20 protein-coding genes are annotated in these 25,322 nt (G+C 67.8%); 12 read left to right on the top strand and 8 right to left on the bottom strand.

The genetic code is table 11. From position 1 onward, the window contains the following. Positions 1-52 precede the first annotated feature (52 nt). Positions 53-976 (bottom strand): bifunctional methylenetetrahydrofolate dehydrogenase/methenyltetrahydrofolate cyclohydrolase, encoded by a 924-nt coding sequence (locus tag AAC067_RS10345; RefSeq protein WP_339932189.1) that lies wholly within the window; start codon positions 974-976, stop codon positions 53-55. A 97-nt stretch (positions 977-1,073) separates the two neighbouring features. On the opposite strand from AAC067_RS10345, the gene AAC067_RS10340 reads away from it, so the two are divergent. Then, positions 1,074-2,933, top strand: a complete 1,860-nt coding sequence (locus AAC067_RS10340; RefSeq protein WP_339932187.1) for a PPC domain-containing protein — start codon at positions 1,074-1,076, stop codon at positions 2,931-2,933. 37 nt (positions 2,934-2,970) lie between these two features. Continuing rightward, entirely contained in the window at positions 2,971-3,993 is a 1,023-nt protein-coding gene (fni, locus tag AAC067_RS10335; protein ID WP_339932185.1) for a type 2 isopentenyl-diphosphate Delta-isomerase, read from the top strand. Between the two features lie 6 nt (positions 3,994-3,999). Here the strand turns inward: fni and hutH are convergent, their stop codons facing one another. Further along, positions 4,000-5,529, bottom strand: a complete 1,530-nt coding sequence (hutH, locus tag AAC067_RS10330) for a histidine ammonia-lyase (RefSeq protein ID WP_339932183.1) — start codon at positions 5,527-5,529, stop codon at positions 4,000-4,002. 196 nt (positions 5,530-5,725) lie between these two features. Beyond that, positions 5,726-7,396 (bottom strand): urocanate hydratase, encoded by a 1,671-nt coding sequence (gene hutU, locus AAC067_RS10325; RefSeq protein ID WP_339932181.1) that lies wholly within the window; start codon positions 7,394-7,396, stop codon positions 5,726-5,728. A 340-nt stretch (positions 7,397-7,736) separates the two neighbouring features. Here hutU and AAC067_RS10320 point away from each other — a divergent pair, with 340 nt between their 5' ends. The 4 genes from AAC067_RS10320 (at position 7,737) to AAC067_RS10305 (ending at position 11,867) form a co-directional block, all read left to right on the top strand. Further along, positions 7,737-8,624, top strand: a complete 888-nt coding sequence (locus AAC067_RS10320) for an agmatinase family protein (RefSeq protein ID WP_339932179.1) — start codon at positions 7,737-7,739, stop codon at positions 8,622-8,624. Positions 8,625-8,800: 176 nt separating this feature from the next. Then, positions 8,801-9,067: a hypothetical protein gene (locus tag AAC067_RS10315; protein WP_339932177.1), complete on the top strand. Its 267-nt coding sequence runs from the start codon at positions 8,801-8,803 to the stop codon at positions 9,065-9,067. A 41-nt stretch (positions 9,068-9,108) separates the two neighbouring features. Beyond that, on the top strand, positions 9,109-10,284 hold the full coding sequence (hutI, locus tag AAC067_RS10310) for an imidazolonepropionase (RefSeq protein ID WP_339932471.1): 1,176 nt from the start codon (positions 9,109-9,111) through the stop codon (positions 10,282-10,284). Beyond that, positions 10,281-11,867 (top strand): NAD(P)/FAD-dependent oxidoreductase, encoded by a 1,587-nt coding sequence (locus tag AAC067_RS10305; protein WP_339932175.1) that lies wholly within the window; start codon positions 10,281-10,283, stop codon positions 11,865-11,867. Before hutI ends, AAC067_RS10305 begins: the two co-directional genes overlap by 4 nt. A gap of 20 nt (positions 11,868-11,887) precedes the next feature. Here AAC067_RS10305 and AAC067_RS10300 read toward each other — a convergent pair whose 3' ends face one another. Both AAC067_RS10300 and AAC067_RS10295 read right to left on the bottom strand, forming a co-directional pair. Further along, the gene (locus tag AAC067_RS10300) at positions 11,888-12,265 is read right to left on the bottom strand and encodes a response regulator (RefSeq protein ID WP_339932173.1); all 378 of its coding nucleotides are present in this window, start codon (positions 12,263-12,265) and stop codon (positions 11,888-11,890) included. Next, positions 12,262-13,779 (bottom strand): HWE histidine kinase domain-containing protein, encoded by a 1,518-nt coding sequence (locus AAC067_RS10295; RefSeq protein WP_339932171.1) that lies wholly within the window; start codon positions 13,777-13,779, stop codon positions 12,262-12,264. Before AAC067_RS10295 ends, AAC067_RS10300 begins: the two co-directional genes overlap by 4 nt. A 124-nt stretch (positions 13,780-13,903) precedes the next feature. Here AAC067_RS10295 and AAC067_RS10290 point away from each other — a divergent pair, with 124 nt between their 5' ends. After that, positions 13,904-15,457 (top strand): carboxylesterase family protein, encoded by a 1,554-nt coding sequence (locus AAC067_RS10290; protein ID WP_339932169.1) that lies wholly within the window; start codon positions 13,904-13,906, stop codon positions 15,455-15,457. On the opposite strand, the gene AAC067_RS10285 is transcribed toward AAC067_RS10290, so the two are convergent. Further along, a complete protein-coding gene (locus AAC067_RS10285) occupies positions 15,454-15,696 on the bottom strand; it encodes a hypothetical protein (RefSeq protein WP_339932167.1) in 243 nt (80 codons plus the stop codon). The two genes, AAC067_RS10290 and AAC067_RS10285, sit on opposite strands and share 4 nt — an antisense overlap. Before the next feature lie 89 nt (positions 15,697-15,785). Here AAC067_RS10285 and AAC067_RS10280 point away from each other — a divergent pair, with 89 nt between their 5' ends. Continuing rightward, positions 15,786-16,790 (top strand): WYL domain-containing protein, encoded by a 1,005-nt coding sequence (locus tag AAC067_RS10280; protein ID WP_339932165.1) that lies wholly within the window; start codon positions 15,786-15,788, stop codon positions 16,788-16,790. A 32-nt stretch (positions 16,791-16,822) separates the two neighbouring features. Further along, positions 16,823-18,253, top strand: coding sequence for a hypothetical protein (locus AAC067_RS10275; RefSeq protein ID WP_339932163.1), 1,431 nt, complete (start codon positions 16,823-16,825; stop codon positions 18,251-18,253). A 3-nt stretch (positions 18,254-18,256) separates the two neighbouring features. Here the strand turns inward: AAC067_RS10275 and AAC067_RS10270 are convergent, their stop codons facing one another. Beyond that, entirely contained in the window at positions 18,257-19,693 is a 1,437-nt protein-coding gene (locus tag AAC067_RS10270) for a short-chain fatty acyl-CoA regulator family protein (RefSeq protein ID WP_339932161.1), read from the bottom strand. Between the two features lie 157 nt (positions 19,694-19,850). Here AAC067_RS10270 and aceA point away from each other — a divergent pair, with 157 nt between their 5' ends. After that, positions 19,851-21,131: an isocitrate lyase gene (gene aceA / locus AAC067_RS10265; RefSeq protein WP_339932159.1), complete on the top strand. Its 1,281-nt coding sequence runs from the start codon at positions 19,851-19,853 to the stop codon at positions 21,129-21,131. Between the two features lie 14 nt (positions 21,132-21,145). Then, complete coding sequence (locus tag AAC067_RS10260) at positions 21,146-21,355, top strand: hypothetical protein (RefSeq protein ID WP_339870780.1); 210 nt, start codon at positions 21,146-21,148, stop codon at positions 21,353-21,355. A 19-nt stretch (positions 21,356-21,374) separates the two neighbouring features. On the opposite strand, the gene AAC067_RS10255 is transcribed toward AAC067_RS10260, so the two are convergent. Next, the gene (locus tag AAC067_RS10255; protein WP_339932157.1) at positions 21,375-23,672 is read right to left on the bottom strand and encodes an ATP-binding protein; all 2,298 of its coding nucleotides are present in this window, start codon (positions 23,670-23,672) and stop codon (positions 21,375-21,377) included. Positions 23,673-23,911: 239 nt separating this feature from the next. Here AAC067_RS10255 and AAC067_RS10250 point away from each other — a divergent pair, with 239 nt between their 5' ends. Continuing rightward, positions 23,912-25,225 carry an ATP-binding protein gene (locus tag AAC067_RS10250; RefSeq protein ID WP_339932155.1) on the top strand — a complete coding sequence of 438 codons (1,314 nt, stop codon included), beginning with the start codon at positions 23,912-23,914 and terminating at the stop codon, positions 25,223-25,225. Positions 25,226-25,322 lie beyond the last annotated feature (97 nt).

Raw genomic sequence — 25,322 nt, 5'->3', positions numbered from 1 at the left:
GGACAGTCTGGGGTGCGATGAGCGCCGACTATCCGCCCAAGAGGTCAGGGCTTCAAGCGTCGAGTGGTTCCGGCGTTACGCCAGCAGCGCGACAGGCGGCCGTATAGGTGTTGGCCAGCAGGCAGGCGATGGTCATCGGTCCGACGCCACCGGGCACGGGCGTGATCTGTCCCGCGACCGCGGCCGCCTCGTCGAAGGCGACGTCACCGACCAGCCGGGTCTTGCCCTCGGCCGCCTTGGCCGGATCACGCGACGGCAGGCGGTTGATGCCGACGTCGATGACTGTCGCGCCGGGGCGAATCCAGTCGCCGCGGATCATTTCCGGACGACCGACGGCGGCGACCAGGATGTCGGCGGTGCGGCACAGGGCCGGCAGGTCGCGGGTGCGGGAATGGGCGATGGTGACCGTGCAGCTCTCGGCCAGCAGCAGCTGGGCCATCGGCTTGCCGACGATGTTGGAGCGACCGACGATCACGGCATTGAGGCCGGACAGGTCGCCGAGCGCATTTTTCAGCAGCATCACGCAGCCCAGCGGTGTGCACGGCACCAGGCCGGGCAGGCCGATGGCGAGACGACCAGCGTTGACGACATGGAAGCCGTCCACGTCCTTGTCCGGATCGATGGCTGCCAGCACCGCTGCGGTGTCGATATGGGCGGGCAGGGGCAGCTGCACGAGGATGCCGTGCAGTCCGGCGTCGGCGTTCAGTGTCGCGACCAGGGCCAGCAGCTCGGCCTCGGTGGTGGAGTCCGGCAGGCGGTGGGTGTCGGAGCGCATCCCGGCCGCTAGGGTGCGTTCGCCCTTGTTGCGGACATAGACCTGGCTGGCGGGGTCCTCGCCGACGATGACGACCGCCAGGCCTGGCTTTACGCCCTTGTCGGCGATGAGACGCGACGTGGCGGCGGCGACGCGATCGACCAGGCCGGCGGCGAAGGCCTTGCCGTCGATCCGGGTCCCGCGGGCGGACTGGGCCGTCATGCGGCGCTCCTGTTGCCATGAATCGGTGAAGAGTGACGCGATTTACAGTCCCCCCGGTTCGGCGTCTATGATCGCGGCACAAACAAAGGGGGCTCAAATGCGTCGTTCAATCTCAATTGCCACGGTCAGTGCCCTGGCCCTCATGGTCGCCGCAGGGCCGACCCTGGCCCAGGAGGTGATCCGCATCGGGGCCTCGGTCTCCGGGACGCTGGATGATTCGGACGCCACCGGCCCGGACGGCGAATACCGCTATGACGACTACCGGATTACGGCGCGGGCCGGTCAGCGGCTGGAAGCCACGATGCAGTCGGAGGCGTTCGACACCTATCTGGCGGTATATGACGCCGACGCCGGTGCGGACGCGCAGGAGCTGTACGGCGATGACGACAGTTTCGGTCAGGACACCGACTCGCGTCTGCGGTTCACCGCCCCCCGGGACGGGGACTATCTGTTGCGGGCGCGGACGCTGTTCGGACTTGAGGGGGGTGACTATTCGCTGACGCTCAGTGAGCGGCCTGCGGCAGCGCGGGCCCCGCGACCGACCGCGATCCGCGTCGGCCAGAGCCGGACCGGCGAGCTGACGTCCGGCGATCCCGAGACGGACGACGGCCACACCTATGACGCCTACAGCTTCCGGGTCCGGACCGGAGACCGGGTCGGCATTCGCCTGTCCTCCGGTGCCTTCGATCCGGTGCTTCTGGTCGGTCAGATGGACGGCAGCACCTTTACCGAACTGGCCCAGAACGATGACGGGCCCGGCGGCGATGCCCTGGACTCCTATCTGGTGTTCACCGCGCCCGGGAACGACACCTATGTCGCGCGCGTCACCTCGTGGAATATGAACGGGGCCGGAGCCTATACGCTGAGCCTTGCGGATGTGCCGGCCGTCGCCCCGGGCGAACCCCTGGCCATCGGCGCAAGCCTTGACGGGGCACTGGACGAGACCGACGGCAGGAATGACGCCGGCCTGACCGTCGACGGCTATCGCTTCATGGGGCGGAGCGGACAACGGATCGAGGCGACGATGCGCTCGACCGCGTTCGACGCCTTTCTGGAACTGTACAGTATCGATGCGTCCAGCGGGGCGCTGACCAGTCTGAGCTCGAACGACGACGGGGGTGAGGGCACGGACTCGCGGCTGACCTATACCCTGCCGGCAGACGGTGAATACCGGCTGGAGGCGCGCGGCTATTCCGGCGACTCCGTCGGAGCCTACGCCCTGTCGCTGAATGAGATCGAACCGGAGCCCGCCCCCGAGCCGCTGGCGTTCGGGGCGACCGTCGAGGGCGCGATCGACGACGAGGATCCGCGCGATGCCGATGGCCGCGGCTATGATTCCTACAGCTTCGGCGGCAGCGCGGGGCAGAGGGTACAGCTCATTATGCGCTCGGGTGATTTCGACACCTATCTGGAGATCGGTGCGGCGGAGGGTGAGTTTTCGGCCACGGCCGACGACGATGACGGCCTCGGCCAGGGCACGGATTCGCGTCTGAATTTCACCCTGCCCGAAAGCGGTGACTATGTGGTGCGGGCGCGGCCTTACGCGGCGGACAGCAAGGGCCTGTATTCGATCGAATTGATCGACCGGGGACCGGAGCCGGTGGCCGGCAGTATTCTGATCGGGGCCACGGCGCGCGGGACCCTGACCGACAACGACGCCACCGCGGAGGACGGCAGCTATTTCGACGCCTATGCCGTGCATGTGAAGGAAGGCGACAAGCTGGTGATCACCATGGTCTCCAACGCATTCGACGCCTATCTGGTGCTGGGCCAGGATCAGGATGGCGGAAGCTTCGAAGGCCTTACGTCCGATGACGACGGTCTGTCCGACACCCACGCCAAGCTGGAATGGACCGCACCCGCCGCAGGGACCTATGTGATCCGGGCCGGAAGCTATGGCCAGGGTCAGACCGGGGACTATGCGATGACCGTCGACCGCCAGCCCGAGCACCGCTGAGGGCGGCGGCCCCGATAACCCCCGGCGGAGTACCGGATTGACCAAGGCGACCCCTGACCGGAAGGACCAGCACCTCGACGTTGTCCTGTCGGGCGGGGGGCGTCACCGCAACGATGCCGGGTTCGACGCTGTACGCTTCGTACATGAGTCCCTGCCGGATCTGGATCACGGCAAGATCGATCTGGGGGCGGACCTGCTGGGGCGGCGACTGCAGGCCCCGTTGCTGATCAGCGCCATGACCGGCGGACCGTCGCGGGCCGAGGCCATCAACGTCCGGCTGGCCGAGGCAGCGCAGCATCTGGGTATCGCCCTGGCCGTGGGATCGCAGCGGGCGGCGCTGGAGAGCGGCCGAACGGCGGGTCTGGACATGGGGTTGCGGCAACGGGCCCCGGACACGCCGATCCTGGCCAATATCGGCGCGGCCCAGTTGACCCGGGGCTTTGGCGTCGACGAGGCGCGGCGAGCCCTCGACATGATCGGGGCTGACGCCCTGATCGTGCATCTGAATCCCTTGCAGGAAGCCTGTCAGCCCGAGGGCGATCGCGACTGGTGGGGCGTGGGGGCGGCGCTGGGGGCGCTGATCCGCAAGCTGGATGCGCCGGTGCTGGTCAAGGAAACCGGGGCAGGCCTGTCGGCGGCCACCGCGCGGCGGCTGGTCGAGATGGGCGTCGCCGGGCTGGATGTCGCCGGAGCGGGCGGGTCCAACTGGGGCCTGATCGAGGGCGAGCGGGCGCAGAAACCGGCCGACAAGGCCCACGCCGCCGCCTTCGCCGACTGGGGCAATCCGACGGCGGCGGCCATTGCCGCGGTGCGGGCGGCCTGTCCGAAGACTTTGCTGATCGGCTCGGGCGGGGTGCGCGACGGCGTCGATGTGGCCCGGGCCATCCGGCTGGGCGCGGACATCGTCGGTCAGGCCGCCGGGGTGCTGGCCGCCGCCACCGTCTCGACCGAGGCGGTGGTCGATCATTTCCAGATCGTCATCCGGCAGTTGCGCACGGTGTGTTTCTGCACCGGCTCGTCCAGTCTGGCGGTGCTGCGGCGCGCGCCGTTGCAGGGATGAAGTGACCTATTCTGACGGCAGCAGACCCACCGCGAAGTCGCGGTAGCGGCCGGCGCGGACGCCGTCGGTGGCGCGGGCGATGTCGGGGGCGAAATAGTGGTCCGAGCCATAGGCGGCGGCGGCTTCGCGCACGATGGCGAACACTTTTTCCAGATCGGGGGAGCTGGTCAGGGGGCGGTGGAATTCGATGCCCTGGGCGGCGGCCAGAAGTTCGATACCGACCACGGCGGCGCTGTTCTCGGCCATGTCGAGCAGGCGACGCGCGCCATGGGTGGCCATGGAGACGTGGTCCTCCTGATTGGCGCTGGTCGGCACGGTGTCGACGCTGCACGGATGGGCGACCATCCGGTTCTCGGCCACCAGGGCGGCGGCGGTGACCTGGGCGATCATGAAGCCGGAGTTGAGGCCGCTCTCCTTCACCAGGAAGGCGGGCAGGGCGCTCATGTTCGGATCGACGAGGATGGAGGTACGGCGCTCGGACATATTGCCGATCTCGCACAGGGCCATGGCGATCTGGTCGGCGGCGAAGGCCACCGGCTCGGCGTGGAAATTGCCGCCGGAGATGACGTCGCCCTCCTCGATGAAGACCAGCGGATTGTCGGTCACCGCATTGGCTTCGCGCGTCAGGGTGGCGGCGGCATTGTTGAGCAGGTCGAGGATGGCCCCCATGACCTGGGGCTGGCAGCGCAGGGAATAGGGGTCCTGGACCTTGGCGCAGTCGTGGCGATGGCTGTCGCGGATGGCGCTGCCGGCCATCAGGGCGCGCAGGCGTTCGGCCACGGCGATCTGGCCGGGCTGGCCGCGCAGGGCGTGGATGCGGGCGTCGAACGGGGCGTCGGAGCCTTTCAGCGCATCGACCGACAGGGCTCCGGCGGCGACCGCGGCCGCATAGACAGCCTCGGTGGCGAACAGGCCGGCCAGGGCCAGGGCGGTCGAACACTGGGTGCCGTTCAGCAGGGCCAGACCCTCCTTGGGGCCGAGCGTCAGTGGCTTGAGACCGGCGCGGGCAAGGGCGGTGGTCGCATCCAGGGTCTGGCCCTTGTGGCGGGCCTCGCCGACGCCGATCAGGACGCAGCTCATATGGGCCAGAGGGGCGAGGTCGCCGGAGGCCCCGACCGAACCCTTGGCCGGGATGCAGGGCAGGACATCGGCATTGACCATGGCGATCAGGGTTTCGAGCGTGGCGCGCCGGATGCCCGAGGCCCCGCGCGACAGGGAGGCGATCTTCAGCACCATCATCAGGCGCACCACGGCATCGTCCAGATCCCGGCCCACGCCGCAGGCATGGCTGAGCACCAGATTGCGCTGCAGGGTCTCCAGATCTTCCGGCGCGATCGAGGTGTTGGCCAGCAGGCCGAAGCCGGTGTTGATGCCGTAGACGGTGCGCCCCTCGGCGACGATGGCGGCGACCGTGGCGGCCCCCTTGTCGACATTGGTCCAGGCCGCCGGGGTGAGTTCGACGGTGCAGGGGCCGTCGAGCACGGCGCGCAGTTGGGCGAGGGTGAGGGGCGTCGTGCCGAGGGTGAGTTTGGTCATGCGAGGTGTTCCGTAATCATCGACCCCTCTCCCAGCGGGAGAGGGCTTGAGCGCGCGAGAGCGCAGCGATCGCTCTTGGCGCGAAAGGGTGAGGGGTTTCGGTGCGAGGTGGTCGGGCACCGTAAGCCCTCACCCGACCGCGCAAGAACGACGGCTGCGCCGCCGCGCGCGGTCTCCCTCTCCCGCCGGGAGAGGGTCACAGAATACCCGGCAGGTTCAACCCGTTCTCGCGGGCCGCGTCTTTGGCGATGTCATAGCCGGCATCCGCGTGGCGCATGACGCCGGTGGCCGGGTCGTTCCAGAGGACGCGTTCCAGACGCTTCGCCGCCTCGGGTGTGCCGTCGGCGACGATGACCACGCCCGAGTGCTGGGAATAGCCCATGCCGACGCCGCCGCCGTGATGCAGCGACACCCAGCTGGCCCCCGAGGCGGTGTTGAGCAGGGCGTTCAGCAGGGGCCAGTCGGACACGGCGTCCGAGCCGTCAATCATTGATTCCGTCTCGCGGTTGGGACTGGCGACCGAGCCGGAGTCGAGATGGTCGCGGCCGATGACGATCGGGGCGCTGAGCTCGCCCGAGGCGACCATGTCGTTGAACATCAGGCCGGCGCGGTGGCGGTCGCCGAGACCGATCCAGCAGATGCGGGCGGGCAGGCCCTGGAAGGCGATGCGTTCGGCGGCCATGTCCATCCAGCGGTGCAGGCCGGCGTTGTCGGGGAACAGCGTCTTCATCGCCGCATCGGTCCTGGCGATATCAGCCGGGTCGCCGGACAGGGCGGCCCAGCGGAACGGGCCGATGCCGCGGCAGAACAGCGGGCGGATATAGGCGGGGACGAAGCCGGGGAAGTCGAAGGCGTTGGCGACGCCGGCGTCGAAGGCGACCTGTCGGATGTTGTTGCCATAGTCGGTGACGGGGATGCCGGCCGACTGGAAATCGAGCATGGCCTGGACGTGCACCGCGCAGGACTGGCTGGCCGCGAACTCGACGGCGGCGGGGTCGGAGACGCGCTTGTCCTCCCATTCCGCCACGGTCCAGCCCTGGGGCAGATAGCCGTTGACCAGGTCGTGGGCGCTGGTCTGGTCGGTGACCAGATCGGGGCGAACGCCGCGCCGGACAAGTTCTGGCAGAACATCCGCCGCATTGCCCAACAGGCCGACCGATATGGCTTTTCCGTCCGTTTTCGCCTTGTCGAGCAGGGCCAGGGCCTCGTCGAGGGTTTCGGCCATCACGTCGAGGTAGCGGGTCTTGAGACGCATCTCGATGCGGCTGCGCTGGCATTCGACCGCGAGGCAGGAGGCCCCGGCCATGGTCGCGGCCAGCGGCTGGGCCCCGCCCATGCCGCCGAGGCCGGCGGTCAGGATCCAGCGGCCCGACCAGTCGCCGCCATAGTGCTGGCGACCGGCCTCCATGAAGGTCTCATAGGTGCCCTGCACGATGCCCTGGGTGCCGATGTAGATCCACGATCCGGCCGTCATCTGGCCGTACATCATCAGCCCCTTGCGATCGAGCTCGTTGAAATGCTCCCAGGTCGCCCATTTGGGCACCAGGTTGGAATTGGCGATCAGCACGCGCGGGGCGTCGACGTGGGTGCGGAACACGCCGACGGGTTTGCCGGACTGGACCAGCAGGGTCTGGTCGGGTTCGAGCTCGCGCAGTTCGTGGACGATACGGTCGAAGCTGGGCCAGTCGCGCGCGGCCTTGCCGATACCGCCATAGACCACCAGATCCTCGGGCCGTTCGGCCACCTCGGGATCGAGATTGTTCATCAGCATACGCAGGGCCGCCTCGGCCGCCCAGGTCTTCGCCGTCATCTCGGGGCCATGCGGCGCACGAATGACGCGGGTGTTGGGGGTGGTTTGAATCGTCATGGCGGCTTCATAGCCCCTTCTCCCGCAGGGGGACAACGAGGCGGACACGGGGCATCGTCCGCGCCCGATGGACGGCGGCAATGGAAGGGCGGGCGGAGCGCCGGGCCTTCGCCCGCCTCGCATTGCATCCCTCTCCCGGCGGGAGAGGGCTTGAGCCTCCGGGAGCGCAGCGATCGGTCAGGCGACCCGAAGGGCGGCGCGAAGCGTCAAAGGGTGAGGGGTTACGGTGCGACGCGGGTGGCACCGTACGCCCACTCCCCAACCCCTCTCCCCGAGAGAGGGGCTTGAAGCCGGTGCCGCCTTTCTCGACCCGCAAGGGGAGAAGGGCTTAGATGGGCGCATGACCGAATCCGAAGCCCTGTCCTGGCCCTCTGTTGCCGATCTTGTCGGCCATCATCCCTATGCCGACGTCGCCCTGATCGGGGCCGGGCTGAACGAGCGGTCGCTGACGCCGGGGCGGTGTGATCTCGGGCCAAAGGCGTTCCGGGCCGTGCTGCCGCGTTTCTCGACCTATGATGTGGAGACGGGCGAGACGCTGGACCTGCGCGTCCACGATGCGGGCGATGTGCCGCTGAAGGCGGTCTCGCCGGCGGAGGCGTTCGAGCCGGTGCGTGAGGCGGTGGCGATTCAGGAGTCGCGGGCGCTGACCATTCTTATCGGCGGCAACAACGCCATCACCCGACCGGGGGTGCACGGACTGGGGCTGGCGCGCGCGGGCCTGCTGACGCTGGATGCTCATTTCGACCTGAGGGACACGGATCAGGGGCTGACCAACGGCAATCCGGTGCAGGCGCTGCTGGAAGACGGCCTCGACGGTGCGCGCATCAGCCAGATCGGTCTGGCTCCGTTCGCCAATACCAAGCGGGCGCACGAAAAGGCCAGGGCGGCGGGGATTTCGGTGCGGACCGCGCGGGAGTGCCGGGAGCAGGGCACGGCGACCGTGGTGGCCGAGGAGCTGGCGCGGCTGGCGGCTCTGGTCGAGGTCATCTTCGTCGATTTCGACATCGATGTGATCGATCGCAGCCAGTGGCCGACCTCGCCAGGGGCGCGGCCGGGCGGGATCAGTGTGCACGACTTCTTTGACGCCACCCGGGTGATCGGGGCCCATCCGAAGGTGAAGGCCGTGGACCTGACCGAATATGATCCGTCGCTGGAGATCGGCGATCTGGGCTCGCTGACAGCGGGACGCTGGCTGTGCGAACTGCTGGCCGGGTTCGCGTCGCGATGAGGCCGTGGTTGATTCTGGCTGCGGTAGCGGGGGTCGCTGTTTTCGGTTCCCCGGCCAAGGCGTGTGAAGAGTCCGAGCGGACGCCTGAAATAGCCCTTGAGTACCAGCGCCTCATCGCCTCGAAAGCGGTCAGCATTTATCTGGCGCGCGCTGTGCCTCACCCTCGCCGATTCGGCATGAGTACCTACCACCGCGTCGTGGTCATTGAGGGCCAGACACCACCCCGTTCGCTGACGGCCCTGCCGTATGACTGCAAGTTGCCGGATGAGGGCCTGACCATCGTGTTCGCCGAACGGATAAGGCCCAGCCAGGCTCCATTCGAGCCCTGGCTCTGGTGGGATTGGGTGGTTTCGACCGTTTATCCGTCCGAGGTCGTTGATCCCGATCTGGCTGCACGCCTTCGCCGAACGGCCGACCAACTCGGATCGAGGACGCGTCCGTGACCGGCTCGACGCGACTTCTGATCGACTGCCGGATCGCCACCATGGTCGCGGGTGGCGAACCCTATGGGGCGATCGACGACGGGGCGATCCTGATCCGCGACGGGCGCATCGCCTGGGTCGGGGCGCGGGCCGACCTGCCGGACCATGAGGCCGTTGAGACCGACCGGCTGGGCGGGATGTGGGTCACGCCGGGGCTGATCGACTGTCACACGCATCTGGTGTTCGGCGGTGACCGGTCGGGCGAGTTCGAGCAGCGGCTGGGCGGGGCGACCTATGAGGCGATCGCCCGGGCCGGGGGCGGGATCGTCTCCAGCGTCACGGCCACCCGGGCGGCCAGCGAGGAGCAACTGTTCGCCTCGGCCATGAGCCGGCTGGACGGGCTGACGTCGACCGGGGTGACGACGGTGGAGATCAAGTCCGGCTATGGGCTGGACCACGAGAGCGAGCTGAAGATGTTGCGCGTCGCCCGGCGCATCGGGGCCGAGACCCATGTGCGGGTGCGGACCAGTTATCTGGGCCTGCATGCGGTGCCGCCGGAGTGGAAGGCGGATCGCGGGGCCTATGTGGATAAGGCGGTGGACGAGATCCTGCCTGCCGCCCATGCCGCGGGGCTGGTGGACATGGTCGACGCCTATTGCGAGCCGATCGCCTTTTCGGTCGAGGAGGTGGCGCGGCTGTTCGACAAGGCGCGGGACCTGGGCCTGCCGGTCAAGCTGCACGCGGACCAGCTGTCGGACGGCGGCGGAGCGGCGCTGGCGGCGCGCTACGGGGCCTTGTCGGCCGATCATATCGAACACACGACCGAGGCCGGGGTCCGGGCCATGGCCGAGGCCGGGGTGGTCGCCGTGCTGCTGCCGGGAGCCTATCTGATGCTGCGCGAGACCACGCCGCCGCCGGTCCAGCTGTTGCGGGATCACGGGGTGGCCATGGCGGTGGCGACGGACTGCAATCCGGGCACCTCGCCGCTGGCCTCGATGACGGCGGCGCTGAACCTGGCCTGTGTCCAGTTCCGCCTGACGCCCGAGGAGGCGCTGGCGGGGGCGACGCGGGTCGCGGCGAAAGCGCTGGGGCTTGAGGCCGAGATCGGCACGATCGAGACTGGCAAGGTCGCGGATCTGGCAGTGTGGGATATCACCCGTCCGGCCGAGCTCTGCTACTGGCTGGGCAAGCCGCTGTTGTTCGCGCGCTATGTCGACGGCTGGCCGGAGCAACCATGACCACCACAACCACCGACGTCGTCATTCTGGGCGGCGGCCATAACGGGCTGGTCTGCGCCTTCTATCTGGCCAGGGCCGGACTGAAGGTGACGGTGCTGGAGCGGCGTCATGTCGTCGGCGGGGCGGCGGTGACCGAGGAATTCCACCCGGGTTTCCGCAACTCGACCGCCAGCTACACGGTCAGCCTGCTGAACCCGAAGGTCATCGCCGACATGGACCTGGCCGGGCATGGGCTGAGGGTGGTCGAGCGGCGGATGTCGAACTTCCTGCCGCTGGACGACGGTCGCTATTTCACGGCCGGGGAGGGGCGGACGAAGTCGGAGATTGCCCGCTTCTCGGTCCGAGATTCCGAGCGACTGGAGGCCTATGAGACGCGGCTGGAGACGGTCGCGGCGATCCTGCGCGATCTGGTGCTGCAGGCCCCGCCCAATGTGGTCGAGGGCGGCTGGCTGGCGGCCCTGCCGGAGATGCTGAAGGCCGGGTCGATCGGGCGACGGATGGCGGGTCTGGACGTGACCGGACAGCGCGACCTGCTGGACCTGTTCACCAAATCGGCCGGGGACTGGCTGGACGGCTGGTTCGAGAGCGATCCGATCAAGGCCCTGTTCGGCTTCGACAGCATCGTCGGCAACTATGCCAGCCCGTACACGCCCGGTTCGGCCTATGTGCTGCTGCACCATGTGTTCGGCGAGGTGAACGGCCGCAAGGGCGTCTGGGGCCACGCGATCGGCGGCATGGGGGCGATCACCCAGGCCATGGCCAAGGCCTGCGCCGGGGTTGGGGTCGACATCCGGCTGGATGCGCCGGTGGCGGCGGTGCTGACGGAAAAGGACCGGGCCGTCGGCGCGGTGACCGAGGCGGGCGACATCGTGCGGGGCCGGGCGGTGGTGTCGAACCTGCATCCGCGGCTGCTGTTCGACCGGTTGGTCGATCCGGCGGTGGTGCCCGCCGATTTTCAGGAGCGTATCGGCAACTATGCGTCCGGCTCCGGCACCTTCCGCATGAATGTGGCCCTGTCCGAGCTGCCGACGTTCACGGCCCTGCCCGAGGCGGGGGATCACCATACGGCCGGGATCATCATGGCCCCGTCGCTGGCCTATATGGACCGGGCCCATGCCGAGGCGCGGCTCAACGGCTGGTCATCGAAGCCGATCGTCGAGATGCTGATCCCGTCGACGCTGGACGACAGTCTGGCGCCGGCCGGGCAGCATGTGGCCAGCCTGTTCTGCCAGCACGTCGACCCGACCCTGGCGGATGAGCATCGGGACACGGTCGCCGACCTGATGATCGAGACGGTCGACAGGTATGCGCCGGGGTTCAAGGCCTCGGTGGTGGGGCGTCTGGCGCTGGGGCCACGCGATCTGGAACGGCGCTTCGGTCTGGTTGGTGGTGACATCTTCCACGGCAAGCTGGGGCTGGACCAGCTGTTCAGCGCCCGACCGGTGCTGGGCCATGCCGATCACCGGATGCCGGTGCCGGGCCTGTATCTGTGTGGCTCAGGGGCGCATCCCGGCGGCGGAGTCACCGGCGCGCCGGGTCACAATGCGGCCCGGGCGGTGCTGAAGGACGTCGGACGGCGCTGACACGGCATCCCAGAAGGGTGTCAGACTGCGCTGACACCCATGGCCTTCATCAGGGCGTCGCGGATGGCCGCTTCGGTGAAGGGCTTCTGGATGGTCGACTGACCGCGCCATTCGTCGGGCAGGCCACCCTCGCCGTATCCGGTCGAGAAGATGAAGGGCACGCCCCGTGCCTTGAGGAGGTCGGCGACGGGAAAGACCTGCTGACCCGCGACATTGACGTCCAGCAGGGCGGCGTCGAGGGTCGACTCGTCTCCGGCCATGGCGAGACCTTCCTCGATGGTCGAGGCCGGCCCCACGGGTACGCAGCCCATGTCCTCGAGTATGGTCTCGAGCAGCATGGCGACGAGGGATTCATCCTCGACGATCAGCACACGGCGGCCGTTCAGTCCTGGGTTCAAGTCGGGTCTCCACGGTCCAGCGGGATCGAGATCGTCGCCTCAAACCCTTCCGAGGGGTAGCGCAGTTCGATGGACCCCGCCAGATCATGATGGACGCTGCGTTCGATCAGTCGGCTGCCGAAGCCGCGGCGTGACGGCGGCTCGACCTCGGGTCCGTTGAGTTCGCGCCAGGTCAGATTCAGCGTTCGCGTGTTCGTGCCGGTGACAGTCCAGTCGATCAGGACCCGACCCTCGATTACGGAAAGGGCCCCGAATTTTGCGGCGTTGGTCGCCAGCTCGTGGAAGATCATGCCGAGGGACAGGGCGGTCGCGGGTGTCAGGGCCAGGGCGGGCCCGTTGAACAGAACCCGCTGCGGGCCGTAGGCTTCGGTCTCGTGTTCGAGGATGGCCCGGAGTTCGGCCCCCTCCCAGTGGCTGCGGGTCAGCAGGTCGTGGGTATGGGACAGGGCCATCAGCCGCGCCTGGAAGGTTTCGGCAAAGGAGGCCGGATCGACGTGAGTGCGGGCCGTCTGCATGGCGATAGACTGGACCGTGGCGAGGGTGTTCTTCACCCGGTGGTTCAGTTCGTCGATCATCAGGCGTTGGCGATCGACGGCCAGAACGGTGTCTGTCACCTCATGGCCCTGGCCGAAGATGCCGACGATCTGACCCGTCTCGTCGCGGATCGGCTGGAAGATGAAGTCGACATAGACGGTTTCCAGCGGTCCATCGGTTTGACGTTGCAGCTGGACCGGCGATCCCCGGCCTTCGATAGCCTCGCCGGTCGTCCAGACCCGGTCGAGGAGATCGATCAAGCGCTGTTCGCGGACCTCGGGGATGGCCTCGACGACGGATTTACCGACCAGGTCGCTGCGTCCGACCAGGCGGGCGTAGGCGGCATTGTGCATCTGGAACACATGGTCGGGCCCCGACAGGATGGCGATGAAGCCGGGGGCCTGCATGAAGATGTCATACAGGCGGTTACGTTCGCTCTGGAGCCGGCGATTGTCTTCCTGCACATGTTCGGCACGGGTCAGAATGTCGCCGCCGATCATGATGTTCAGAGCGCTTTCTGTCTGGTGCCCCGCGGCCTTGCGGCGCAGGACTTCCAGCTCGGTGATATCGTTGGTGTGCTGGAGGATGTAGGCGGTTCGACCGTCGGCATCGCGGATCGGCGTGTGGGTGGCCGTCCAGTAGCGCTCCTCCATGATGGTTTTGCCTGAGGCCTGCACCGTGGGGATGGCGTAGCGGATGACGGCCAGATGGTCCGGCTGGCCGGTTTCGAGGACCCGTTCAAAGGAGGCGCGTAGCTGGCGGCTGTTCTCCCGGCCCGCTTCGGTGGGGCCGGCGTCGAAGATGTCGAACAGGTTCTGACCGATCAGGGCCGCGCGGGTGCTGCCGGTCACCTGCAGATAGGCCTCATTCATCGCGGCAAAGCGGAAATCGGGCGTGATCAGCATGTAGGGATTGGGGGACGCGTCGAACGCCGACGCCAGATCGACAGCCAGTTCGCCGGAAATAAGCAGTTCTTTCAATGCAATACCCCGGCCAAAGAGCTTTTGTAACGCGCAAGCCCGGCAATGGTTCGCCGGGGCACTCAATATTTCACTGACAATCCCGATGTCTGGGTCATACAGACGAATTCGGCTAGGGTTTGCCATGCTCTTCGCCAGCCTGGTCGCCGCGGTCTCACTGTCAATGGCTTCATCCGAACCCTCGCCTGCTGCCGTAAACCCCGTCGTGCGGATCGCCCAGGGAGCGCTGGCCGGGCGTACTGAGGCGGGGATTACGGCTTTCAAGGGGATTCCCTACGCGGCACCGCCGGTCGGGCCGCTGCGGTGGCGGGCCCCCCAGCCGGCTGCGGGCTGGCCGGGAACGCGGGATGCCGCGACCGTGGGACCGATCTGCATCCAGCCACCGTCCGGGGGTGATCCCGGGGTCGGCCCGCTGCCGATGAACGAGGACTGCCTGACCCTGAACGTCTGGGCTGCTGAGGATCGTGAAGGGCCGCTGCCGGTCATGGTCTGGATTCATGGCGGCGGGCTGAACAACGGGTCCGGGACGGCGGCCCTGTATGACGGGGCGGCTCTGGCGCGGCGCGGCGTGGTGGTGGTGACGATCAACTACCGGCTGGGGCGGTTGGGCTTTTTCGGCCATCCGGCCCTGAACGCCGAGGCGGGTGGCGAGGCTCTGGTCGGCAACTACGGGTTGGCGGATATCGTGGCCAGTCTGGCGTGGGTGCGGGACAATATCGCGGCCTTCGGCGGCGACCCCGGCAATGTCACCGTCTTCGGCGAGTCGGCCGGCGGTGCGGCGGTGCTGCGGTTGATGATCGCCGAACCGGCGCGGGGCCTGTTCCACCGGGCGGTGGTGCAGTCAGGCTTGGGGCGTGAGCAGGGGACCCTGACGGTCCGGGATCAGCCGGGGCGGCCGTCGCTGGAAGCGCGGGGTGCGGCCTTCGCGGCGTCGCTGGGACTGGCCGATGCGACCGTTGAGCAGCTGCGCGCGGTCCCGGCAGAGGCCTTTCTGACGCCCGCGCCCAGCTTCTACGGCGGGGATCTGCTGATTATCGACGGGGACGCCGGCGGCGGGTTGATCGACGCGGATGTGGAGCCGGCCTTTGCGGCCGGGCTGCAGGCACCGGTGCCGCTGATCATCGGCAGCAACAGCGCCGAGTTCTGGTGGATGAAGCCGTCCGATCTCAGCCCGTATGGCGAGATCGACGACGCGCTGACGCCGGATGAGCGGGCCGACTTCCTGACCGCCTATGGTGGGGAGGACGGCTACAACGCGCATGTGGTCAGCGATCTGGCCTTCAACGAACCGGCGCGGCAACTGGCGCGACTGCACGCCCGGGCGGGGTATCCGACCTTTCTCTATCGCTTTGATGTGGTGTCGGCGGCCATGCCGGAACCGCATGGCGGGGCGACCCACGCGTCCGAACGGCCCTATGTGTTCGACAATCTGTCCGCCTCGTCCTGGGCGGTAGAGGACCGGGACCAGCGAGCGGCGACGGCGATGGCGGACTACTGGACGACGTTTGCCAAGGCGGGCGATCCCAACGGGTCCGGCCGACCGGTCTGGCCGGAGTTCGGGGACTCGCCGGATCAGCTGCTGGAGTTCACCAACGACGGGCCGCAGGCGAAGCCGGTCCCGTTCGCCGCAAGGCTGGATCTGATCTCGGCCTATTACGACCGGATGAACCGGCCCTAGGCGGCCAGACGGAACGGCTCGACCAGCGGCGCGGGCTCGGCTGAAGCGGCGCGGAACTCGTCCCACAGGGCATCTTCATCGGAATAGCGGGCGCTGGCGGCGGCATCGATGACGTCGACGACCTGTTCTTCCAGCCGGTCCCAGATGACGGCGAGGTCGGAACAGCCTTCGGCCTCGCAGGGCACGATCAGGTAGCGGTTGGCGGAAACGGCGGCGTGGGGGGCGAAGGCGCGGGCCATGGGGAACTCCTGAAGCGGGGTGGCTTGCTGATGATCCTACTTTGCGACAGTGTTGCGCCAGAAACGGACGTATTGGATCGAGCGACCCGATGAGACACGACAAGGCGGCGATGGTCATCGAGCTGGCGCGGCACATGGCCGCCAGTGCCGAGGGGCTGACCCTGGATGAGATGGCGGCGGCGAGCCGGGTCGGACGGCGTACAGCCGAACGGATGCGCGACGCCGTGCTGATGCTGTTTCCGGCGGCGGAGGAGGTGTCCGATCCGCCGACCAAGCGCTGGCGTATCCGCGGCGGGCTGTCGGCGTTCGAACAGGCCCCGACGACGACGGAACTGGTTGAGCTGACCAAGGCGGCCCAGGGCCTGCGCACGGCGGGCGAGCCGGGACGGGCGGCGGCGCTGGAGGGGCTGGAGCGCAAGCTGAAGTCGGCGATGCGTTCGACCACGCTGAACCGGCTGGCCCCGGACCTTGAGGCCCTGATCCGGGCCGAGACCATCGCCGTTCAGGCGGGACCGCGCCCGTCGGCCGACGAGGCCGTGCTGGCCGAAATCCGCGGGGCGGTGCTGGCCGGGCGGCCGCTGGGCTTCACCTATTCCCGGCCCGGAGCCGAGGCGCGACGACGCAGTGTCGCTCCGTGTGGCGTGATGTTCGGGCGGGCCAACTATCTGGTCGGAGCCGACCGCGAGACCGCCCGCATCCAGACCTTCCGGCTGGACCGGATGAGCGCGGTCGAGGCGCTGGACGGGATCGCGGCTCCGCCCGCCGATTTCGACCTGCAGGCCTTCGCCAGCCAGTCGTTCGGCATCTATCAGGACGAGATCGAGGATGTGGTGCTGCGGGTGACGCCGGAAGGGGCAGACGAGGCCCGGGCCTGGCGCTGGCACCCGACCCAGACGTTGGAGGACGAGGCCGACGGGTCGGTGATCGTGCGCTTCCGCGCCAGCGGCATGCGCGAATTGGCCTGGCATCTGTTCAGCTGGGGAGATCGGGTGGCGATTGTCGCGCCACAGCGGCTGAAGGCGGTAATGGCCGGGGAACTGGCGGCGGCCGGGCGCGCTCTGGAGCGGGCGACGCATGAGAAATCCGTAAGCTGACGCGCCGCGCTCCGGGTTCTAGGAACGACTCCATGATCAGACCATCCCTCGCGGGCGCGCTGCTCGCCGTCCTTCTGCTGTCCTGGCCGGGTGTTTCGGTGGCCCAGGCCGATCCCGAAGCCGCCCCGCCGGTTGCGGTCGCCGTGACCCGCGACGGGGATCGCTGGACCGCCGACTTCACCTTTGCGCAGGCAGCGCCGGTCTGGGCATTTTTCCAGTCGGCCTTGCTGCGCGAGAGCCGCCAGCCGTGGCGACCGTCGTGGTGGTCGGTCGAGACGCCCGGCGTCGTGATTGAGCGTCAGGGTGACTACGATGTGCTGCGCACGACGGACGGAAGTCCGGTGCCCGAGCGCGTGCGCATCGTCATGCGCCCGCAGGCCGGTGATCTGGAGGCGGAGTACGATCCGGCGCTGATGTTCTCGGACGGGACCGTGGCCCTGTATTCGGGGCAGTTCGACCTGATGCCGCTGGACTCGGTTGAGGCGGCGCGGGACCTGCCGTCGGACCTGAACGGGATCGAGGTCGCCGGGGAGCCGTCGCTGGTCACCTGGCGGGACCTGTCAGGGCCGCTGCTGTACAAGGGCGAGCGGATGGATACGGCGACGGCGAGCAGCGCCCGCACCTATGTGCTGTTCGGGGATGCGCGCATTCTCCAGGGGAAGGGCGTGACGACCGTGATCGATCCCGGCCTGCCGCGCTGGCTGGGCAAGGAGCTCGGCGGGTTCACGCCGCAGGTGATGGGTTATTACGCTGAGCGGATGGGCCCCAGCCGGGGCGGGGAGCCGACCCTGATGGTCAGCTGGACCGGCCCCACGAAACAACTGTCCAGCATGGGCGGCAGTGTTCTGCCCGGACTGATTTCCATGAGTTTCGAGGGCGAGGGTGTACTCAATCCGGATCGCGAGGCCCTGGACCGGGCCCGCTGGTTCATCGGCCATGAGGCGGCGCATTTCTGGCTCGGGTCCGACGGTCTGCGCTATGCCTTCAGCCGGGAAGCCTGGATCACCGAGGGCGGGGCCGATCTGATGGCCGTGCGGGCCATAGCGGCGATCGACCCGACCAATGACGCGCGCGCCGAACTGCAGCGCGAGGTCGACGATTGTGTGTCGATCGCGACGGATCTGCCGGTCGCCGAGGCCGGCGAGCGCGGCGAACACCGGGGCTACTATGCCTGTGGCGCGGTGTGGGCGCTGGCGATGGAATCCGCCCGGCACCGGAGGGACGGCGGCGACTTCTTTGACATGCTGACCGACTTCCAGATCGAGAGTGCCGAAGACGGCGTGCTGTCACGGGCGGAGTGGCTGGCGGCCCTGACCCGGGTGGCCGGCGATCCCGCTCCGGCCGAGGCGATCGCCCGCATGCTGGATGACGGCGTGGCCGAACCCGCGGTGGTGCTGGCCGGGATTTTTGCGCGCACCGGGGTCGCCCACCGGCTGGAGGACGGCCTCCTGACCCTGCTTTGAGGTTCAGGCCTCGCCGAACGGATAGGGGCTGACCGACTTCGACCAGTCGTCGACCGTCAGCGGCCGATCGACCGGCGGGGCGGCGCGTTCGGCGCAGGGATGGCGGTGGCACAGGCGGCAGGCCGGGCCGATCGGCGTGACCTCGGGCGACGCCAGATCCAGACCACGCGCATAGGTCAGGCGGTGGGCGTGTTTCAACTCACAGCCGAGGCCGATGGCCAGGTCCTGGCCTTCGCCGAAGCCGTCGTGGCCCTGACGGTCGACGGTGCGGGCCAGGGTGAACCAGCGGGTGCCGTCGGGGGTCTCGATGATCTGGGTGACGATGCGGCCCGGCGTGCGGAAGGCGCTGTGCAGTCGCCAGCGCGGACACGCCCCGCCGAAGCGCGAAAAGGGGAAGGCTCCCGACGCATAGCGTTTCGAGATATTGCCCGCCTGGTCGACCCGCATCAGGAAGACCGGCACGCCGCGGGCGGCGGGGCGCGACAGGGTGGTCAGCCGGTGGGCCGCCTGTTCGAAACTGACGCCGAACCGGGCCTGTAGCCGGGCCAGGTCATAGCCGGTTTCTTCCGCCGTGCGCTGGAAGGCGGCGTAGGGCATCAGTATGGCGGCGGCGAGGGTGTTGGTCAGGGCGACCTTGAGCAGGTTGCGCGTGGCCGCGTTCGGGGCATTGGCAGCCTCGGTCGCGGCGGTCAGTTCGGCGTCATGCTCGACCAGGGCCAGCTGGTAGGCGATGGCGAAGGCGCGCGAGGCGGGACCCAGGGTCTCGGAGATCAGCAGCCGCCGACGGTGAGGATCGAAGCGCCGGGTCCATTCCACCATGACCTCGGCCGGCATGATGCGGACCGGCAGGTTGTGGCGCTCGATCAGGCGGGCACGGGCGCGCACCTCGAAACCCTCGCCGCGGATGGCGGGATCGTCGGGGAACAGGGCGTTGTGCAGGGCCTCGCCGAGGGTATCGAGCTCGGGGAAATGATTGTTGCGGGCCTGGATATGGTCGCGCACCCAGTCGGCGGGCGACTCCGCGCCGATGACGCCGCCCTGTCCGGCTTCGGCCTGTTCGCGGGTGCGGCGGTCGGCGAAGGCCCGGTACAGGCGGACCAGGGCGTCAGCAGCCCCCGGGGCGTCGTCGACCAGCTGCAGGATCTCATGGCGGGGCACCGCCAGGCCGCCGAACACCGGATCGGCAAGGATTTCGGCCAGTTCTGCCTCGCCGGCCGGCCCGGCCTGCTGGGCCAGCGCCCGCAGGTCGACGTCATAGGTGTCGGCCAACCGCAGCAGCAGCTGGGCCGAGACCGGACGCTGGTTGCGTTCTATGTGGTTGAGATAGCTGGGAGAAACCCCGAGGTCGGCGGCCATCGCCGTCTGGGTCAGGGCCATGTCGCGGCGCAGTCGCTTGAGGCGACCGCCGAGAAACAGCTTGCGATCCGTGGTCCCGGTCATTGTGACATCATGTCATTATATGACTGAATATCAAGTGTCATATTGTGACATAATGACTGGAAATGACGGGTCCATCTTGTATCAAAAATGACTGGAGCGCGTAGTTTACGGGAACAGGCGGTGCCCCGGCCGCCACGCAAATCCAGGACCCCGTATCATGACCACCTTCGCCGACCTCGTCCCGTCCCCGGCCGGCCGTTTCGACGGCATCGAGCGCCCCTATTCGGTTGAGGACGTGCTGAAGCTGCGCGGTTCGGTCACCGTGGCCCAGACCCTGGCCGAGCGCGGGGCCAACCGGTTGTGGGAGCTGCTGCACAGCGAGCCCTATATCAATGCGCTGGGCGCGGTGACCGGCAACCAGGCCATGCAGATGGTCCGCGCCGGGCTGAAGGCCATCTATCTGTCGGGCTGGCAGGTCGCGGCCGACGCCAACACCGCCGGAGCCATGTATCCGGACCAGTCGCTGTATCCGGCCAATGCCGCGCCGGAACTGTGCCGCCGCATCAACCGCACCCTGCAACGCGCCGACCAGATCGAGCACGGTGAGGGCGGGGCCAAGCGTGACTGGTTCGCGCCGATCGTCGCCGATGCCGAGGCCGGTTTCGGCGGACCGCTGAACAGCTTCGAGATCATGAAGGCCTTCATCGAGGCGGGGGCCGCCGGCGTCCATTTCGAGGACCAGCTGGCCTCGGAGAAGAAGTGCGGCCATCTGGGCGGCAAGGTGCTGATCCCGACCCAGGCGCATGAGCGTAACCTGGTCGCCGCCCGTCTGGCCGCCGACGTCATGGGGGTGCCGACGATCACCGTGGCCCGCACCGACGCCGAGAGCGCCCAGCTGATCACCTCGGACGTCGACGAGCGCGATCGTCCCTTCATCGACCGGGACAACCGCACGCCGGAAGGCTTTTTCCGCCTGAAGGAGGGCACGGGGCTGGATCACTGCATCGCGCGCGGCCTGTCCTACGCCAAGATCGCCGACCTGCTGTGGTGGGAGACATCGCACCCCGATCTGGACGATGCGAAGAAGTTCGCCGAGGCGGTCCAGAAGGAGCATCCGGGCAAGCTGATGGCCTACAACTGCTCGCCGTCTTTCAACTGGAAGGCCAAGCTGGACGAGGCGACCATCGCCAAATTCCAGCGTGAGCTGGGGGCCATGGGTTACAAGTTCCAGTTCGTGACCCTGGCCGGCTTCCACAGTCTGAACAACGGCATGTTCGAACTGGCCAGCGGCTACCGCGATCGCGGCATGTCGGCCTATTCCGAGCTGCAGCAGCGCGAGTTCGACAATGAGGCCGCCGGCTACACCGCCACCCGCCACCAGCGCGAGGTCGGCACCGGCTATTTCGACCAGGTCGCGACCGTGATTTCCAACGGGCAGTCGTCGACGACTGCCATGAAGGAATCGACCGAAACTGCCCAGTTCATCGCCGCCGAATAAAGAGGAGATTGACCATGGAACCCCTGGAACGCCCCAAGGCCATCATTGATTTCTGCCTGGCCCCGCTGGAGCTCGATCCGCAGTCCGAGGCCGCCCGCGAGGTGCGTCGCCGACTGGAGCATGTGATCAAGACCTTCCAGACCAAGGCCGCCAAACCGATCGCTGTCGACTTCTCGTCCATGCCCTCGCAGGTCATCAACGAAGCGGCCCACGGCTACGAATAAGGGCCGTCGTCGTCCTAGTTCAGGCGATGGCGGCGTTCGCCGCGGCGGCTTCGGCTGCCGCGGCGGCCGGCAGTTCAAACACCACCGAGAGCAGTTGGGCGGCATTGAACGGCTTGGCCAGGTGCAGATCGGCACCGGCGTCCTCGGCGGCAGTGACATGCTCGGCCAGGGCATTGGCCGTCAGCATGACGACCGGCGTGCGCGGTAGCCCCATCGTGGCCTCGTGCAGACGAATTTCCCGCGTAGCGGCGAGTCCGTCCATCACCGGCATCTGCATATCCATCAGCACCAGATCGAATTCGCCGGCACGATAGGCTTCCAGGGCCTCGGCTCCGTCCTCGACCATCGTCAGTTCGACGGCCGCCTGGGCGAGGATCAGTTCGACGACCTTGCGGTTGGTGGCATGATCGTCCGCGACCAGCACCCGAAGGGCGGGGGCGTTCGGGTCGGCGGTGATCACGGACACATCCTCGAGGGGCGCGGCCGGGCTTGCGGCGAGGCGCAGGGGGATGGTCAGGATGAAGGCAGACCCGCCGCCGGGTTCGCTCTCGCAATCCAGATTGCCGTCCATCAGGCTGGCCAGCTGGTGCGAGATGGCCAGACCCAGGCCGGTCCCGCCGAAACGCCGGGTGATCGCGCCGTCGGCCTGTTCGAACCGTTTGAACAGGCGTTCACGGGTCTCACAGTCGAAGCCGATCCCGGTATCCTCGACGGTGAAACGCAGGGTTTCGCCGTCACCGCTGTCCGGTCCGCGGGCCACCGTCAGATTGACGAAGCCGGTCGCGGTGAATTTGACGGCGTTGGAGACCAGGTTGGTCAGGACCTGCTTCAGCCGAACGACGTCCCCGGATATCCAGAGTTCAACGTCAGGGCTGACCTCGACATAGAACTGAAGCCCCTTGTCCCGGGCCGTCGCCGCATAGAGCTGGGCGGCCTCCCGCACAGCGGCGGCGAGATCGAAGGCGTCGTCAGACAGGCTCAGCCGGCCGGACTCGACGCGGGCCAGGTCGAGAATGTCGCTGAGCAGGGCCTGGAGAGTCCTGCCGGAGGAGTGGATCAGGTCCAGCATTTCACGCTGGTTCGTGGTCAGCTCCGTCGCGGCCAGGGCCTGGGCAATGCCGATCACGCCATTCAGCGGCGTGCGGATCTCATGACTCATATTGGCGAGAAACTGACTCTTGGCCCCATTGGCCGCTTCGGCCGCGTCTCGGGCCTCGGCCAGGTTCTCTGCGGCCCGCTTCAGATCGGTAATGTCGGTGGTGACCGTGACACTGCCGCCGGCGGAACTCTGGCGGTCGGCAACCCGCAACCAGCGGTCGCCGGCGATCTTCTGCTCCATGGTGGTCGATAGCTGACGGCGCGCGGCCAGACGCTCGGCGATCCAGTCGTCCTCGCGACCCTTCGCGTCGGTATAGAGACCCTCGTCGAGGCCGATCTGAAGAATCTGCCGGAAGGTCTGGCCAGCCTGGAGCGTGGTTTTCAGCTCGGGATTGATCTCGGCATAGCGGCTGTTCCAGAGCACGAGACGGTCTTCAGCATCGAAAAAGGCCAGGCCATCGGGCATGGCTTCGATCGCTTCGCGGATGTGGGACAGGGCGCTGGAGCGTGCGGCCCAGAGTGTCGTGCTGGCGATCCCCGCGACGACGAGGATGATCGCCACGATAGCCACCACAATCCCGGTCATGACGCCCGCCGATACTCCGACCGGGGCCAGGGCGCTGGCCGGGGACGGCACATAGGTGACCGCGCTTTCGGCGAGAAAATGGAGTCCGAGGACGATCGTCACACAGGCGACCGTCGTCGCGGCGTGGCTCTTGAGGCCGGGCCCTCGAAACAGACATTCTGTCGCTATAGCCAGTCCGAAACCGGCAGCGACGTAGACCAGCGTCGGGACGAGGGCGAATTTCAGGCTGCCGGGCAGGTCGACGGCGGCCAGGCCCGTGAAATGAATGATCACCACCCCGACATAGGCGAGACTGGCCGCCCCGAGGCGTCGGGGCCAGCCCTGCCCGCCCAGTACGATCATGGTCGCGGCAATGATGGCACCGGTACCGCCGATGAAGGACGCCAGTGTCAGCGGAATATCGTAGCGGATGCTGGAGGCCCAGTGTTCACCCTGCAGGCTGGCGAAATGGGTGGCGAAGATGGCCAGCCCGCCGATAAAGGCTCCGAGAATACCGGTCGTGCGGCGTCGCTGTCCGGTCTGGGTTCCTGCGGTCGCGATCAGGTGAAAGGTGGTGCCGAGGCCGAGAACGCAGATCAGCACCGCCGGCGCGATCCAGCGCCAGTCATGGTGGGAGACAAGTTGCTCGATCATGGCCGCCAGATTCTTTCCCCTTCGGCGGACAGTTTGGCAGAGAGACGTGAATAAAGGATGGAACTCCCGCCCTGATGGCATGGATTCATCGTCATCAGTTCCGTGCAAGAATGGCGTTCGATATCGATTCCGAGCACCGGATCGGCAGACTGCGAGACCGAATGCCCTACGAAATGTCACCCTCTCCTGTTGTGCCGCCCATCGCTGCCCGATGGCCGACGGTCGTAGCCAGTGCGGGCTTGCCGATCCTCATCCTGCTGGGCCTGGCCTTCGTGCAGCCTTCGCTCGCCGGTTGGCTGGTCGGGGCGGCGCTGCTGGTCGCGGTCGCGGTCGGCTGGGTCAATCGACCGGGGCCGCAGACGCGCCTTGATGTGGTGGCCGCCGAGGTGGAGCGGGACGGAGGCGGCACGACCGAAGCCCGGCTGCTGGACGCCCTGTTTGAAGCCCTCAGTGATCCTGTCCTCGTCATCGCCGGTGGAGAAGCGGACGACATTGCCGGACGGCGGATCGTGCTGGCGAACGCGGAGGCCCGCGAGCTGCTGAGGATTCAGCGCGAGGGGGCACTGCTGGTCTCGGTACTGCGCGACCCGACGGTGCTGGAAGCGGTGGACGAAGCCCTGTTCGGCAACGTGACCCGTGCCTCCGACTATCTCTCACGGGAGCGGCACTGGCGGGCCCTGATCCGCCCTCTGCCGTCCGGTGAGGGCGAACGACTGGCGCTGCTGGTCCTGCACGACGATACCGATGTCCGGCGTATGGAGATGATGCGCGTCGACTTCCTGGCCAATGCCAGTCACGAGCTGCGCACGCCGCTGGCGTCCCTGTCGGGCTTCATTGAGACCCTGAAGGGACACGCCCGCGACGACGAGAAGGCGCGGGACCGGTTTCTAGACATCATGGCCATCCAGGCCGACCGGATGAGCCGGCTGGTGGCCGACCTGCTGTCGCTGAGCCGGATCGAGCTGAACGAGCACATACCGCCGTCAGGGCTGGTCGACCTGTCCCGGGTCTGCAGTGATGTGGTCGATGCGGTGAGTGTGCTGTCGGAAAATCAGCACGTGAATGTCCAGCTGATCGGGTCCGGTCAGCGGCAAGCCGCGCCGGTCCAGGGAACGCCCGATGAGATCCTGCAGGTGGTCCAGAACCTGGTCGACAACGCGATCAAATACTCGCCGGCGGGGGCCGTCGTCGAAATCACCATTCACCCGAACGTCAGTCTGGATGAGGTTGCAATGCCCTGGTCCGGCGGCAGCCGGGGCGACGGGGCCACGCGCCTGCCGCTGCTGACGCCGGACCGGGTTCCGGAGATGCGCTATGCCGCCGTCAGTGTGCGCGACCATGGCGCCGGGCTGGCGCGGGAGCACCTGCCCCGACTGACCGAACGCTTCTATCGCGTCGAGGGCCAGAAGAGCGGCGAAAAGGCCGGCACCGGTCTGGGGCTGGCCATCGTCAAACATATCGTCAACCGGCACCGGGGCGGGCTGACGGTCGAGAGCGCGCCGGGGCAGGGGGCAATGTTCACGGCCTATTTCCCGATGGCCGCCGGGGCCTGACGACGTAACAGAAGTGTCACGGAGCCGTCGTAATCCGCCAACCAATCACGGGCATTGATCCCCGGGTCTGATCCGGGTGCCGGGTTGGACGTGATTC

It is taken from the genome of uncultured Brevundimonas sp. (assembly GCF_963977465.1).
Lineage (GTDB): Bacteria > Pseudomonadota > Alphaproteobacteria > Caulobacterales > Caulobacteraceae > Brevundimonas.
This window is presented reverse-complemented; position numbering and strand designations above follow the sequence as displayed.

Bases quoted from the DNA above. Each gene is read 5' to 3' on its own strand.
- AAC067_RS10345 (WP_339932189.1), bottom strand. From the start codon at position 976: ATGACGGCCCAGTCCGCCCGCGGGACCCGGATCGACGGCAAGGCCTTC.
- AAC067_RS10340 (WP_339932187.1), top strand. From the start codon at position 1,074: ATGCGTCGTTCAATCTCAATTGCCACGGTCAGTGCCCTGGCCCTCATG.
- hutH (WP_339932183.1), bottom strand. From the start codon at position 5,529: ATGACCAAACTCACCCTCGGCACGACGCCCCTCACCCTCGCCCAACTG.
- hutU (WP_339932181.1), bottom strand. From the start codon at position 7,396: ATGACGATTCAAACCACCCCCAACACCCGCGTCATTCGTGCGCCGCAT.
- AAC067_RS10320 (WP_339932179.1), top strand. From the start codon at position 7,737: ATGACCGAATCCGAAGCCCTGTCCTGGCCCTCTGTTGCCGATCTTGTC.
- AAC067_RS10315 (WP_339932177.1), top strand. From the start codon at position 8,801: ATGAGTACCTACCACCGCGTCGTGGTCATTGAGGGCCAGACACCACCC.
- hutI (WP_339932471.1), top strand. From the start codon at position 9,109: ATGGTCGCGGGTGGCGAACCCTATGGGGCGATCGACGACGGGGCGATC.
- AAC067_RS10305 (WP_339932175.1), top strand. From the start codon at position 10,281: ATGACCACCACAACCACCGACGTCGTCATTCTGGGCGGCGGCCATAAC.
- AAC067_RS10290 (WP_339932169.1), top strand. From the start codon at position 13,904: ATGCTCTTCGCCAGCCTGGTCGCCGCGGTCTCACTGTCAATGGCTTCA.
- AAC067_RS10285 (WP_339932167.1), bottom strand. From the start codon at position 15,696: ATGGCCCGCGCCTTCGCCCCCCACGCCGCCGTTTCCGCCAACCGCTAC.
- AAC067_RS10280 (WP_339932165.1), top strand. From the start codon at position 15,786: ATGAGACACGACAAGGCGGCGATGGTCATCGAGCTGGCGCGGCACATG.
- AAC067_RS10275 (WP_339932163.1), top strand. From the start codon at position 16,823: ATGATCAGACCATCCCTCGCGGGCGCGCTGCTCGCCGTCCTTCTGCTG.
- AAC067_RS10270 (WP_339932161.1), bottom strand. From the start codon at position 19,693: ATGACCGGGACCACGGATCGCAAGCTGTTTCTCGGCGGTCGCCTCAAG.
- aceA (WP_339932159.1), top strand. From the start codon at position 19,851: ATGACCACCTTCGCCGACCTCGTCCCGTCCCCGGCCGGCCGTTTCGAC.
- AAC067_RS10260 (WP_339870780.1), top strand. From the start codon at position 21,146: ATGGAACCCCTGGAACGCCCCAAGGCCATCATTGATTTCTGCCTGGCC.
- AAC067_RS10255 (WP_339932157.1), bottom strand. From the start codon at position 23,672: ATGATCGAGCAACTTGTCTCCCACCATGACTGGCGCTGGATCGCGCCG.